12 protein-coding genes are annotated in these 13,695 nt (G+C 64.8%); 7 read left to right on the forward strand and 5 right to left on the reverse strand.

Annotated features, from left to right (window positions below; genetic code table 11):
• Positions 1-16 precede the first annotated feature (16 nt).
• Complete coding sequence (locus F579_RS15185; RefSeq protein ID WP_081616928.1) at positions 17-898, reverse strand: hypothetical protein; 882 nt, start codon at positions 896-898, stop codon at positions 17-19.
• Between the two features lie 785 nt (positions 899-1,683).
• On the opposite strand from F579_RS15185, the gene katG reads away from it, so the two are divergent.
• A complete protein-coding gene (gene katG, locus F579_RS0111680; protein ID WP_019024878.1) occupies positions 1,684-3,876 on the forward strand; it encodes a catalase/peroxidase HPI in 2,193 nt (730 codons plus the stop codon).
• Positions 3,877-3,992: 116 nt separating this feature from the next.
• Here katG and corA read toward each other — a convergent pair whose 3' ends face one another.
• Positions 3,993-5,066 carry a magnesium/cobalt transporter CorA gene (gene corA, locus F579_RS0111685; protein WP_019024879.1) on the reverse strand — a complete coding sequence of 358 codons (1,074 nt, stop codon included), beginning with the start codon at positions 5,064-5,066 and terminating at the stop codon, positions 3,993-3,995.
• Between the two features lie 138 nt (positions 5,067-5,204).
• Here corA and F579_RS0111690 point away from each other — a divergent pair, with 138 nt between their 5' ends.
• Together F579_RS0111690 and F579_RS0111695 are read left to right on the forward strand one after the other, a co-directional pair.
• The gene (locus tag F579_RS0111690; protein ID WP_019024880.1) at positions 5,205-5,690 is read left to right on the forward strand and encodes a universal stress protein; all 486 of its coding nucleotides are present in this window, start codon (positions 5,205-5,207) and stop codon (positions 5,688-5,690) included.
• Between the two features lie 16 nt (positions 5,691-5,706).
• Positions 5,707-5,961, forward strand: a complete 255-nt coding sequence (locus F579_RS0111695; protein WP_019024881.1) for a Smr/MutS family protein — start codon at positions 5,707-5,709, stop codon at positions 5,959-5,961.
• A gap of 98 nt (positions 5,962-6,059) precedes the next feature.
• On the opposite strand, the gene F579_RS0111700 is transcribed toward F579_RS0111695, so the two are convergent.
• Positions 6,060-7,022: a patatin-like phospholipase family protein gene (locus F579_RS0111700; protein ID WP_019024882.1), complete on the reverse strand. Its 963-nt coding sequence runs from the start codon at positions 7,020-7,022 to the stop codon at positions 6,060-6,062.
• 10 nt (positions 7,023-7,032) lie between these two features.
• Positions 7,033-7,464, reverse strand: a complete 432-nt coding sequence (locus F579_RS0111705) for a hypothetical protein (protein WP_026301094.1) — start codon at positions 7,462-7,464, stop codon at positions 7,033-7,035.
• A gap of 100 nt (positions 7,465-7,564) precedes the next feature.
• Between F579_RS0111705 and F579_RS0111710 the strand changes: the two genes are divergently transcribed.
• The gene (locus tag F579_RS0111710; RefSeq protein ID WP_019024884.1) at positions 7,565-8,041 is read left to right on the forward strand and encodes a YbhB/YbcL family Raf kinase inhibitor-like protein; all 477 of its coding nucleotides are present in this window, start codon (positions 7,565-7,567) and stop codon (positions 8,039-8,041) included.
• A 208-nt stretch (positions 8,042-8,249) separates the two neighbouring features.
• Here the strand turns inward: F579_RS0111710 and F579_RS0111715 are convergent, their stop codons facing one another.
• Positions 8,250-9,182, reverse strand: coding sequence for a carbohydrate kinase family protein (locus tag F579_RS0111715; RefSeq protein ID WP_019024885.1), 933 nt, complete (start codon positions 9,180-9,182; stop codon positions 8,250-8,252).
• 389 nt (positions 9,183-9,571) lie between these two features.
• On the opposite strand from F579_RS0111715, the gene F579_RS15365 reads away from it, so the two are divergent.
• Genes F579_RS15365 through F579_RS0111730 form a run of 3 tightly spaced genes read left to right on the forward strand, consistent with a single transcriptional unit; the run spans position 9,572 to position 12,837 of the window.
• Positions 9,572-9,730: a hypothetical protein gene (locus F579_RS15365; protein ID WP_019024886.1), complete on the forward strand. Its 159-nt coding sequence runs from the start codon at positions 9,572-9,574 to the stop codon at positions 9,728-9,730.
• On the forward strand, positions 9,727-10,461 hold the full coding sequence (locus tag F579_RS0111725) for an ABC transporter ATP-binding protein (protein WP_038029894.1): 735 nt from the start codon (positions 9,727-9,729) through the stop codon (positions 10,459-10,461). The genes F579_RS15365 and F579_RS0111725 overlap by 4 nt, the downstream gene beginning before the upstream one ends.
• A 15-nt stretch (positions 10,462-10,476) precedes the next feature.
• A complete protein-coding gene (locus F579_RS0111730) occupies positions 10,477-12,837 on the forward strand; it encodes an ABC transporter permease (protein ID WP_019024888.1) in 2,361 nt (786 codons plus the stop codon).
• Positions 12,838-13,695 lie beyond the last annotated feature (858 nt).

Here is a 13,695-nt window from a genome sequence, read left to right on the forward strand (position 1 = left end):
AAGCGAGACTTGTCCGCTATTTCTTGTAACTCATCAATGTGCCTAACGCTTTTGCGAGTGCAGCTTCGTCCTTAAGGGCCTGAGATAGTCGATCGGACAGTTCAGCCAATACAACCCGCACGCTACTAGCAATATCCAAGCACTCCTCATCCGATAATGCATGGATTCCTTCGCTAAGAGCACTATGCAGAAGCAATAATGGGCTGTGCCCATTAATCAGTAGGCTTTCCGGAATGGCGTCTTTTGCGTTCTTTAGTGCGGTGCTAAACTGGGTCTCTTCGGTTGCGTCTTTGAGGGTTTTGATTTGCTCCTGGGAGGCCCCAATTTTTTCCGACACTTTTATTATTTCGCTTAGGATCCTGTTTTTCTGGTTCTCTACTACTCTGCGGTAATAGATGAATGCGCCTACTCCAAGCCCCTGATTCTCACATCTACGGCCCTTTAAAAACTCGTCCCTATCTGGCCCGATTAGTTTGATCAATCGAGATGGAGTGGGTGGTCCAAAATTAGGCAGTTCCCCAAATTTGTAACACTCTCCAGTCTCAGAAAACGTACTATCCATTTTCGCGGCAAGCGAAAATGTCTTTTCTTCTTTTAAGCAGTTATAGCACCGGTATGTAGCATAAAAAAACGAGAAATCACCGCTGGTAATTACCGGCTTGTTTTGATCTACGTAGCGAAAAAAACGCTCGCCGTTGCACGACTCGCTAGAGCAGTGAAGTTGAATTTGGGGTGCAATAAACTCATCAACCCACCCGCCATATTCGCTCCGGTATTCTTTTTGTGCTAGTTTTGATATTCGGGATACTTGATTCGGTGGGTGGGACTCCAGAAAATCGCTCAAGTGGTATTCTGGTTCGGCTTTCTTTATTTTTTCGTTTTCAGCTCTCTCGGGCATCCACTTGAACCTCTAATGTCGTCATGGCTGACGCCAGATCAATATATGATCTACGCCAAGAAAATACACGGTGTTGTTGTTCGGTTACGACGGGAAAGGCGGATTTGGAAAATCCGTATGACTCCAATGTGGCGTTTGGGACCTGGGACGGGCTGTAAGTCGTGAGCGGTGTGGGTAGTCGGTCATGTCAGGGGGGCAGAGGCAGGGTCGACCGTGCGCTCATTGTCGCGGCAGCGGTCGAGAACGGCGCCCGCGTGTCCCGGCGCAGCGATGGAGGCAGTGCCGGATGTTTCGGCGGCTTTGCGTGGGTCGTTTTCCTTCCATGTGACGTAGGTCCGTTTGCGCTGGTAACGACCTTACCGGTTTTGGGTTTCGATGTCGTGTAGCGGTCTGTGGGGCTTTCGGCGTCTGGTGGCCGGGGTGGCGAGATTGGTACTGCGGGGTTCGGGCTGAACGGGAAGCCTGTGGGCTGGTCGGACTGGGTAACCGTATCGGCGGATGTTGAAGGTGAACGGGCCAGGGATGTTGGTGGGGCGCATCGGATGTCGCCGCACTGCGCGCGATCCGCAGCACTCGCCGGCGCGATAACCACGGGCTATCGCCGGGATGGGCAATCTCAACTGGTACCCATGACGCCTGGGGCCTACCTTCATAGACAGAGGGGCCGCAAGCCGTTCTTCGGCCGGTTGGAATCCGGAGTGGAATGGCTCGCGGCCCCGAGGAAAGCCATTGCCGTGTAGACGGATGGCGGTTCCCGAAGCACGAACAATCTGAACGCAACGAACATGGAGAACGACATGGGTGAGCAGCAGAACATGGGCAAGTGCCCGGTCATGCACGGTGGCCAGACCACCGCGGGTCACTCCGTTACGGAGTGGTGGCCGGAGTCGCTGAATCTGGACATCCTGCACCAGCATGACCGCAAGACGAACCCGATGGGCGAGGACTTCGACTATCGGGAAGAGGTGAAGAAGCTCGACTTCGAGGCCCTGAAGAAGGACATGCACGCGCTGCTGACCGAGAGCCAGGCGTGGTGGCCGGCCGACTGGGGTCACTACGGCGGCCTGATGATCCGTATGTCCTGGCACGCGGCGGGTACCTACCGCATCGCCGATGGCCGGGGTGGCGGCGGCACCGGCAACCAGCGCTTCGCGCCAATCAACAGCTGGCCGGACAACGCGAGCCTGGACAAGGCGCGCCGGCTGCTGTGGCCGCTGAAGAAGAAGTACGGCAACAAGATCAGCTGGGCCGACCTGATCATCCTGGCCGGTACCGTGGCCTACGAGAACATGGGCCTGAAGACCTTCGGCTTTGCCTTTGGTCGCGAGGACATCTGGCACCCCGAGAAGGACACCTACTGGGGCGCGGAGAAGGAGTGGCTGGCGCCTTCCGACGAGCGCTACGGCGACGTCGAAAAGCCCTCCACCATGGAGAACCCGCTGGCGGCCGTGCAGATGGGCCTGATCTACGTGAACCCGGAAGGGGTCAACGGCAAGCCCGATCCGCTGAAAACTGGCGAGCAGGTGCGCGAGACCTTCGCCCGTATGGCGATGAACGACGAGGAGACCGCGGCGCTGACCGCCGGCGGCCACACCGTGGGCAAGTGCCACGGCAACGGCGATGCCGGCGCGCTGGGCCCGGAACCGGAAGGCGCCGATGTCGAGGAACAGGGCTTCGGCTGGAAGAACCCCAACATGCAGGGCAAGGCGGCGAACGCTATTACCTCCGGCATCGAGGGCGCCTGGACCAAGAACCCGACGCAGTTCGACATGGGCTACTTCGAGGCCCTGCTCGACCACGAGTGGGAGCTCAAGAAGAGCCCGGCTGGCGCCTGGCAGTGGGAGCCGGTGGACATGAAGGAGGAGGACAAGCCGGTCGATGCCACGGACCCCTCCATTCGCCATAACCCGATCATGACCGACGCGGACATGGCGATGAAGATGGATCCCACCTATCGCCAGTACATGGATGCGTTCCGCAAGGACCCCGAGTACTTCCGGGATTGCTTCGCCCGCGCCTGGTTCAAGCTGACCCACCGCGATATGGGCCCGAAGACCCGTTACATCGGGCCGGACGCGCCGCAGGAAGACCTGATCTGGCAGGACCCGGTGCCGGCCGGCAATACGGACTACTGCGTGGAGGCCACCAAGCAGAAGATCGCCGAGAGTGGTCTCGGTATTGCCGAGATGGTCGCGACCGCCTGGGACAGTGCCCGTACCTTCCGCGGCTCCGACATGCGCGGCGGTGCCAACGGCGCCCATATCCGCCTGGCGCCGCAGAAGGACTGGGAAGGCAACGAGCCGCAGCGCCTGGCCAAGGTGCTCAAGGTCTACGAGCAGCTCTCCGCCGAGACCGGCGCGAGCGTGGCGGACCTGATCGTGCTGGGCGGCAGCGTGGGCATCGAGCAGGCGGCCCGGGCGGCCGGTCACGATGTGCTGGTGCCGTTCATCCCGGGCCGGGGTGATGCCAGCGCGGAGATGACGGATGCCGACTCCTTCGAGCCGCTGGAACCGCTGGCCGATGGCTTCCGCAACTGGCTGAAGAAGGAGTACGTGGTCAAGCCGGAAGAGATGCTGCTCGACCGTGCCCAGCTGATGGGTCTGACCGCGCCGGAGATGGCGGTGCTGCTCGGCGGCATGCGCGTGCTGGGCACCAACTATGGAGGCAGCAAGCACGGCGTGTTCACCAACCGCGAAGGCCAGCTGACGAACGACTTCTTCGTCAACCTAACCGACATGGCCTACACCTGGAAGCCCGCGGGTAATGGCACCTACGAGGTGCGCGACCGCCAGAGCGACCAGGTGAAGTGGACCGCCAGCCGCATCGACCTGGTGTTTGGTTCCAACTCCATCCTGCGCAGCTACGCCGAGGTGTACGCCCAGGACGACAGCGAGGAGAAGTTCGTGCAGGACTTCATCAAGGCCTGGGCCAAGGTGATGAACGCCGACCGCTTCGACCTGGAGCAGTTCCAGCAGTAAGCACGGCCCGAGCCGGGTAACGCGCTCGGTTCAAGCAAAAGGCGCTCGGGGTGACCCGGGCGCCTTTTTTGTTTGGGCAGGGTCTTCGCGGGCGAGCCCGCTCCCACATGTTTTGGCTATAGCCAGCGGCGGCGGCGGAACAGGTAGAGCATGCCGAGGACGATGGCGAGCATGATGCCGAGCAGGACGGGATAGCCGTAATAGGTGTAGAGCTCGGGCATCGACCACGGGCTGTCGGGGTGGTCGAAGTTCATGCCGTAGATGCCGACGATGAACGTGAGCGGGATGAAGATGGTGGCGATGATGGTGAGTACACGGATCACGTCGTTGGAGCGCTGGTTGATGGCCGAGAGGTAGGCCTCGATCAGGCTGGAGGCCATTTCGCGGTAGGACTCGAGCAGATCCATGATCTGGATGGTGTGGTCATGGACATCGCGCAGCCAGGGCATCATCTCGGAGCCGAACGGGTCCTGGTCGTCGCGCATCAGGCGGGTGATTACGTCGCGCGTGGGCCAGAGCTGGCGGCGCAGCACCAGCAGCTCGCGGCGCACGACATGGATGCGGCTCAGGGTGTCGTGGTTGGGCTGCGAGAGCACGCGTTCTTCCAGATCTTCGATGCGGTCGCCGAGTTGTTCCATCAGCGGGAAGGCCTGGTCGACGACCACGTCCATCAGGGCGTAGGCCAGGTATGGGGCGCCCAGACGGTTGAAGTTGCGGTTGGTGCCGCGCATGCGCTGGCGGATCGGCTCGAACGGGTCGTCCTCGCCGCTATGCACGCTGATCACGAACTGCGGGTGCACGAACAGGTTGAACTGCTCCAGGCGCACGCTATCGCCGTCAAGTTGCGGCTGGTTGAGGATGATTACCGCGTAGTCGCCGAAGTAGTCGAGCTTGGGGCGCTGGCCGCGATGGCGCACGTCCTCCAGCGCCAGCGGGTGCAGCGCGAAGGCCTCGGCCAGTTGTTGCAGCTGGCGTGGGCCGGGTGTGCCCTGGAAGTGCAGCCAGACGAATCCGTCCGCCGGCGCGCCTTCATGCATCACGGTGTCCGGGTCCTGGGGGTTCAGTTGTTCGTTGTGGTAGTGCCAGGCGGAAACAATGGCCTCGGAAGGATGGGGGTGTTCGTGAGCGTGCGCCCCGTGGCCCGGGGCTGTGCCGGGTTGCGGGTAGGTCTTCTCGAACAGTCGTGTCATGGGTTTTTCCGGGGCTGTGTTGTCCCGAGTATAGGGCGTTGACGGGCGCAGACGACACGCGGATGCGGTGGCGCGGCGACTCTGGCAGGCTGGACCACTGGGCCAGCGCGGTGGCCTGTTACGAGGAGCGCGGAGCCGATGGAACTGAATACTATGCTGGTGCCGGTGGACGGCTCGGCCAATGCCTGGCGCGCGGTGGAAGTGGCAGCGGATTTGGCCGCCAAGTATCAGACGCGGGTGGTGCTGGTCAGCGTGCTGCTGCAGGGCGAGGTGCCGCCGCATATCCGCAAGCTGTCGGATCTGCCCGATCCGGACGACCCGCCCCTGGCGGTGGGGGGCGCCGCGGTGGGGGCATCGGTACCGCCGAAGGTTCTGCGCGATATCGCGAAGAAGCTGACCGAGCAGGCCCATGGCTACTTCACCGAACTGGGCGTGTCGGATATCGGACACCATATCGAGGACGGCTCGCCCGCGAAGGTGATCCTGCAGCAGGCCGAGTACCACGATGTGGACATGATCGTGATGGGTTCGCGGGGGCTCGGCGGGTTGCAGGGACTGCTGGCCGGCAGTGTGTCGCACAAGGTGCAGCAGCTGGCGCGCTGCATCGTGGTGACGGTGAACTGAGCGCCGCTGGTTAGCGATGTCACGACTGTCCATCGACCTGCACGAGTGCTTTCGCAACGGGCACAAGATCGATGCGGCGCTGAATGGCGCGATCGAAGAAGCCTGCGACAAGCGCATCAAGACCGTGGAGATCATCCACGGCAAGGGCAGCGGGCAGCTGAAAAAGCGCGTGCTGCGTTTCCTGCAGCAGCCGGAGATCAAACAGCGCTACCACCGGGTGGAGAAGGACTCGAAGAACCACGGCCGCCTGTTTGTGCATTTCAGGCACTGAGCAGGCCGCTCCCTCTTTCCTGTAGGAGGCCAGCCCTCTGGCCGATGGGTTTTTCCGGCGCCGGATCGGCCAGAGGGCTGGCCTCCTACAAAGGCGGGCTAGCGTTGTTGGTCGCCCAGGCTGCGTTCGGCGAGGTGGTAGCCGAGTTCGATCATCTCGCGGGCGCGGTGGAAGTCGAAGATGCCGCAGGCGTTTACGGGTACCTCGATCAGGTGTTCGGGGTTGTAGGCGGCGATGCGAAAGCGCGCGATCGAGCCCTGCATGGCCTCGATCGAGTGGGAGACGACGTCGATCATACTGAGTGCCCGGGCCTCCTGCGCGCGGCTCATGCCGGCGGTGGTGGAGCCGAGGCCCAGCTTGCCTGGCCAGTCCTGCAGCCAGCCGCCGACCCGGTCCGGCAATACGCCCTGCAGCCGCTGATTCAGGCGGCTGCGCCCCAGTTTTTCGGCGTCGACGTCGTCGAAGGCATTGGGGCGGGTGACGCGCGTGAGTTCGTCGCCCATGCGCCCGTTCAGACTGACGGCTACGGTGATGTCGGTGTGGTCGTTCAGGGTTGGTGCGATGGGTACCGGGTTTAGCAGGGCGCCATCGACCAGCAGGCGGCCGCGATGGCGCACGGGCGTGAACACCGTCGGGATGGCGATGGAGGCGCGAATCGCGTTGAACAGCGAGCCTGAGTTCAGCCAGACCTCGCGTTCGCGCTCGATGTCGGTGGCCACCGCGGTAAAGGAGATCGACAGCTCTTCGATGTCGATGTCGCCCAGCATGTCGCGCAGTTTGCCGATCAGGCGGTCGCCCCGGATCAGCCCGGCACCGCGAAACGAGAAGTCCAGCAGCCGCCAGACATCCTGACGGCGCAGCGTCTTTACCCAGTCCTCGTAGATATCCAGCTTGCCGGCAGCGTAGATGCCGCCGATCAGCGCGCCCATGGAGGCGCCCGAGATGGAGCGGATGCGATAGTCCGAATGCTCCTCCAGCCAGCGGATGACCCCAATCTGTGCCAGGCCGCGGGCCCCGCCACTGCCCAGTACCAGCGAAATCGACTGTTCGCGATCGTCCATCGCCGGGTCGCTAGGAGGAGGCGTCGCCTAGCAGGAAGTCGTGCAGCGCCCGGGCGGACTCCGTGGCCGACTCTTCCAGGCGCACCTGCCACACGGCTACCGGGTGTTCCGGCGACCATTCGCTGACCACCACCAGGCCCGAGTAGACGTTGGTGCCGCGGACCGTACCGACGGTGATGCGTCCGGTATCGTCGCCAAACAGGCGGACTTCGAACTCCGAACCGGGCGTAGGCAGGGACCAGTACCCGTTCTGGCCCGTCTCGCGGAATTCTTCGTCGGACGGATGTACCGCCTCGCCAAAGTGGCGGCGCAACAGTGGCACGGCGAGCCGGTGGGGCAGGCCCAGCACGGTCTCGATCCCCGAGCGGCCGCGGTCGATCGCGCGCGCAGCCCCGGTCAGGGGGTCTTCTCGGCCCAGCCAGCGTTTTACGGCATTCAGCATGTCCTCGATGATCCGCGTGACGGCGGGCGGCTGCAACCGGTTGGTGTGGGCCCGGGGTGCGCGTTAGGGTGGCGGGTACGTATTGATCAGGAGATTGGCGATGGGTTTTGCACTGTCCGACATGCAGCTGTCCAGTTCCGCGTTCGGTCCGGGTCAGCCGATCCCGAAGCGCCATGCGGGCGACGGCGAGGACACCTCGCCAGCGCTCAAGTGGAGCAACGTCCCGCAGGAGACGCGCTCGCTGGCCGTCATCTGCCATGACCCGGATGCCCCACTGATCAAGTCCGGCACCTACGGCTTTGTGCACTGGGTGCTGTACAACCTGCCGCCGGATACCGACGGCCTGCCCGAGGCGGCAAAGCTGGGCGATGTCGGCGAGAACGACTTTGGCGGCACCGGCTACGGCGGCCCGATGCCTCCCGAGGGCCACGGCAAGCATCATTATTTCTTCTGGCTGCTGGCGCTGGACCGCGACCTGCAGCTCCCCGCCGGCCTCACGCTCTGGCAGTTCCTGGAGCGTGCCGAACCCCACGTGATCGGCATGAACCGCTTGGTCGGCACTTACCAGCGCGACTAGCCCTGGGCTCACAATTCTTGTTGTGGGAGCGTGCTTGCACGCGAAGCCCCTGCCGGCATCCGACTTTGGCGGGAGCTTCGCGTGCAAGCACGCTCCCACGGGGGCAGGGGTCGGAGCGGGTGCCATCCACAAAAAAGGCCCGGACCGAGGAAACTCGGGCCGGGCCTTTTGCGTTCCCGGGCGGGTGCCCGGGGCGGCGTGAGGTCGCTTAGTAGCGGTAGCCGAAGGCCTTTTCGAACTGGTCGGCGAACGCTTCCGGCGTGAAGTGGTGGTTCTGGGTGCCGGAGTGGGCAATCTTGATCGAGCCGATCAGCGAGGCGATGCGACCGGTGGTTTCCCAGTCATAGCCCTGTTCCAGGCCGAACAGGATGCCGGCGCGGTAGGAGTCGCCACAGCCGGTCGGGTCCTTGATCGCGGCCGGTTCGACCGACGGGATGGTGATCTTTTTGCCGCCGGTGTAGATGTCGGAGCCCTCGCCACCACGGGTGACGATCATCGCGTCGACCATCTCGGCCATCTGCTCCAGGCTCAGGCCGGTGCGGTCGGCGGTCAGCTGCGCCTCGTAGTCATTGAACGCGGCATAGGTCGCCTGCTCCATGAAGCGCTTCAGGTCGTCGCCATCGAACATCGGCAGGCCCTGGCCCGGGTCGAACATGAACGGGATGCCGGCCTCGGCAAACTGCTGGGCGTGTTCGATCATGCCGTCACGGCCGTCCGGGGAAACGATGCCGACCTTGATGCCGTCGGCCTCGGTGACCTTCTGCTGGTGCGAGAAGCCCATCGCGCCCGGGTGGAAGGCGGTGATCTGGTTGTCGTCCTGGTCCGTGGTGATGAACGCCTGACCGGTGTAGGTGTCGTTCAGCTCCTTGATGTGCTTGCGCGAGATGCCGTGCTTGTCCATCCAGTCGGCATAGGGGGCGAAGTCGCCGCCGACGGTGGCCATGATGGTCGGCTCGCCGCCCAGCAGTTTCATGTTGTAAGCGATGTTGCCGGCGCAACCGCCGAACTCGCGACGCATGTCCGGGACCAGGAAGGACACGTTCAGCATGTGCACCTTGTCCGGCAGGATGTGGTTCTTGAAGCGGTCGGGGAACACCATGATGGTGTCGTACGCGATGGACCCACAGATGAGTGCGGACATGTTGACTCCTTGCGTTGTTGAAACGGGTTGGCATGGCACCGATCGCGGTGCCAAAACGGCTCTGCGGCGCGCGATTTCGGGATGCTCGGCGCGTCTGCGGCAGGCCGGACGGTGCGCATAGGGTAAATATTTGGGCGCAAAACAACAAATCGGCGGTTCACATCACGCCCTTCGTGCCCCGTCATCGCGAGTCGCGAAGCTCTCGCCCTGTCATTGCGAGGAGCCGAAGGCGACGTAGCAATCGGCCAAAGCTGTCTGCACGCAGGAACAGGCGGCTTCGGATGGAGATCGCCACGTCGCTTCGCGACTCCCGATGACGGGGCGGGGCAGCGCCGTGCCGGGGGCTTTGTGGCAGCATTGGGGTACTGCTGCGAGCGAGGGCCTGTCCGATGAATCCGCGCGTACTGATTCCGATCCTGATCATTTTGCTGTTGCTGCTGAGCCTGTGGTCCATGAGCCTGGACGGCGAGGGCGGCATCCTGCCAAGCGCGCCCGAGCCGGGCGCCTCGGCGCCGCCGACCACGCACCTGGTAGCCGCACCCGCATGAGCGCGTCCCCGGCCCCCGTGGCCACTCGGGAGGTGATCTTCCGTGCGGCGGGGGTAACCAAGGTCTACCGCATGGGCGAGGTGACCATCCACGCCCTGCGCGGGGTGGACCTGGAGCTGTACACCGGCGAGCTGGTGGTGATGCTGGGCGCCTCGGGCTCCGGCAAGTCGACGCTGCTGAACATCATGGGCGGGCTGGATACCGCGACCGAGGGCGAGGTGCGCTACCGCGATCAGGACCTGGCGCAGGCCTCCGAGCGCACGCTGACGGCCTTTCGCCGTGACCATGTCGGCTTCGTGTTCCAGTTCTACAACCTGATCGCCAGCCTGACCGCGCGCGAGAACGTGGCGATCGTCACCGAGATCTCGCGCGACCCCATGCCGCCGGAGGAGGCGCTGGCGCTGGTCGGGCTGGAGGACCGCATGGACCACTTCCCCTCGCAGCTCTCCGGCGGCGAACAGCAGCGCGTGGCCATCGCCCGTGCGATCGCCAAGCAGCCGGCGGTGCTGTTGTGCGACGAGCCGACCGGCGCGCTGGACTCGAAGACCGGCATCCGCGTGCTGGAGGTGCTGCAGCACATCAACGAGCGCCTGGACACGACCGTAGCGATCATCACCCACAACGCCGTCATTGGCGAGATGGCCGACCGGGTGATCCACCTGAGCGACGGCCGCGTGAGCGAGATCCTTGAGAACGGCGCGCGCCAGTCCCCGGCCGCGCTGCACTGGTAGCGACCGCGGCCGGCCATGCGCGCGCTGAACCGCAAGATCCTGCGTGATCTCGGTCACCTGAAGGGGCAGGCGGCCGCGATCGCGCTGGTGATCGCCAGCGGCGTGATGACGCTGGTGATCGCCGTGACCAGCCTCGATGCTCTCACGATCACCAAGGACCGCTTCTACTCGGAATACCAGTTCGCCGACGTGTTCGCGGAGATCAAGCGCGCGCCGGAGAGCGCGGTGGAACGCTTTCGCGATACGCCGGGGATCAACCAGATCGAGACCCGGGTGCGGGCCCCGGTGCGCCTGGAGGTCGCCGATTTTGACGACCCGATCCGCGGCACCGTGCTCTCGATACCGGACGGGGGCGAGCCACTGCTGAACCGGCTCTACCTGCGCGAGGGGCGGTTGCCGGAGGCCGGGCGCGAGCGCGAAGTGGTCGTCAGCGAGGCCTTCGCGGAGGCCCACGATCTGCGGGCCGGCGACTCCCTGCGCGCGATCATCGACGGGCGCCTGACCGATCTGCAGATCAGTGGCATCGCGCTGTCGCCGGAGTTTGTCTATCAGATCAGCCCCACCGATCTGCTGCCGGACTACGAGCGCTACGGCATCCTGTGGATGAACCGCCGCGCGCTGGCCGCCGCCTACGGGATGGAGGGGGCATTCAACTCGGTGGCCGTGAGTCTGGAGGCGGGTGCGGACCCGGCACCCGTGATCGAGGCGATGGACCGGGAACTGGCGCGCTACGGCGGCATGGGGGCCTATGGCCGCGACGACCAGTTCTCGCATCGCTTTCTGTCCGAGGAGCTGACCCAGCTGCGGGCGCAGGCGGCGATCCTGCCGACCATCTTCCTGGCCGTTGCGGCCTTTCTGCTGAACGTCGTCGTCGGCCGCATCATCCGCTCCCAGCGCGAGCCGATCGCCGTGCTCAAGGCCTTCGGCTACGGCAACGGCGCGATCGCCGGGCACTATGCCCTGCTGACCGGCGGCATCGTGCTGGTGGGCTGCGCGCTGGGGCTCGCATTCGGGGCCTGGGCCGCGCAGGGCCTGGCCGGGATCTACGCGGAGTACTTCCGCTTCCCCGAGATGAGCTTTCGTCTGCAGGGCTGGGTGATGGTGCTGGCCGTGGGCGTGGCCATGGGCGCGGCCATGCTCGGCACCTTCCGCGCGGTTTGGCAGGCGGTGCGCATGCAGCCGGCCGAGGCCATGCGTCCGCCGGCCCCGGAGCGTTTTCACCGCGGCTGGCTGGAGCGCTCGGCGGCCTGGGGCGCGTTTGACCAGCCGACCCGGATCATCCTGCGCAACCTCGCGCGCCACCGGCTCAAGTCCGTGCTGTCGGTGATCGGCATCGGCCTGTCCGGCGGTCTGCTGCTGATGGGCGCCTACCAGCTGAACGCGGTGACCCAGATGCTGGACACCCAGTACGGGCAGGTGCTGCAGATGGACATCGACCTGCAGTTCACCGACCCGGTGCCGGCGCGCGCGGCCGGCGAGCTGCGCCACGAGCCAGGCGTGCTGGCGGTGGAGACCTTCCGCGCGGTACCGGTGCGGCTGATCGGCGTGAACCGCGAGGAGCGCGTGCGCCTGCTGGGCCTGGATGCCGAGCCGCGCCTGCGGCAACTGCCGATGGGCGGCGGGCGCGGCCGACTGCCCGACGAGGGCATCCTGCTGACCGACTACCTGGCCGAACAGCTCGGGCTGCGCGTGGGCGACCCGGTGGAGGTAGAGATCCTGGAAGGCCGTCGCCGCACGGTCACGGTGCCGCTGGCCGGTGTGGTAGAGGAACCCATCGGTGTCGGCGCCTATATGTACCGCCCGGCGCTGAACCGCCTGATCGGCGAGGGTCCGGCGGTCTCCGGCGCCTGGCTGCTGACCGACCGCGCACAGGAGGATGCGCTGTTCCGCAGCCTGTCCGACCGCCCGCGGGTCGCCAGCGTCGGACTGATCGCCGAGGCCGAGCGCAACATCCGCCAGTACATCGGCGAGACCGTCATCGTGTTCGCGATGGTGTTCGTCGCGCTGGCCGTGTCCATCGCCTTTGCCGTGACCTACAACAACGCGCGCATCACCTATGCCGAACGCGCCCGGGATCTGGCCACGCTGGAGGTGCTCGGGTACTCGCGCGGCCAGGTCAGCTGGATCCTGCTCGGCGAGATCGCGGTGCTGACCCTGGCCGCGATCCCGGTCGCCTGGCTGACCGGAACGGGCTTCGCCTGGCTGCTGAACCAGGCCTTTGCGATGGATCTGTTCCGCGTGCCGCTGGTGATCACGCCGCAGGCCTACGGCTTCGCCGCCCTCGGTATCCTGGTCGCGGCCAGTCTGACCGCCTTCCTCGCCTGGCGGCGCCTGCAGCAGCTCGACCGCGTACAGGCCCTGAAGGCGGCGGAGTAGTGGTGGTTATTGCCCGCCTCTTTGTGGCTGGCCCTGGTTCGTCGTCTAGTGTTTACGTGCCTTCGTCCGGCCGCCTGCCAAGCGCTGTCTCGGCAGCGCACCCCGAGGTACTTTCTTGCTTGCCCAAGAAAGTACCCAACGAAGGGCACCCGGATTCCGCCCGGGGACCTTGCTCCAGGGCCCTCGGGCCGGCGGCGCTGAAACTCGCTGCGCCTTCGGCTTCGCTCAGACAGTCAGCGCCTCTTTTCCGTCCCGAGGACCCTTCCGCAAGGGGCTTCATACGGGGGGGGGATGAAGGTCAAGACAACGGCGGTTCTGACGTTCGTGCCACTGGATGGAGGCCAGGTGTCCCGACATCTTGGGCACGCGCGGCCTGCGGCCATGGCGTGCCGCGCCCGCGAGCGGGCGCCAAGGGCCTTCTCTCTACGTCTTGGGTAAGTGCCTGGCTCTTCGCCGGAATACCGCCTGTTTTGACCTACCCTCCCGATATGAGCCCCTTGTGGAGGGCGTGACAGGCCGGGAGAAGGCGCTGACTGTCTGAGCGGAGCGTAGCGCAGCGAGTTTCAGCGCCGCCGGCCTGGCGCGGCCGGAGCAAGGTTCCTGGGCGAATCCCGGGCGTGTTTCTTGGTTACTTCTTTGCACGAGCAAAGAAGTAACTCGTGGCGCGCTGCCGAAACAGCGCATGGCAGGCGGCGGACAGAAGCCACCGTAAACACCGGATGCCGGACCATGCCCAGCCTCACAGCGGCTGGTTGCCAACCACCGTTCAGGTGATAACCGAGGGTGGCACTTTGCAGATATACGCTCCGACACGCCGGGCGATGAGGGGGGAAGCGCGGAGTGGCGGGATTTGCGAGA

Source organism: Thioalkalivibrio sp. ALJ21 (assembly GCF_000378605.1).
Taxonomy (GTDB): Bacteria; Pseudomonadota; Gammaproteobacteria; order Ectothiorhodospirales; family Ectothiorhodospiraceae; genus Thioalkalivibrio.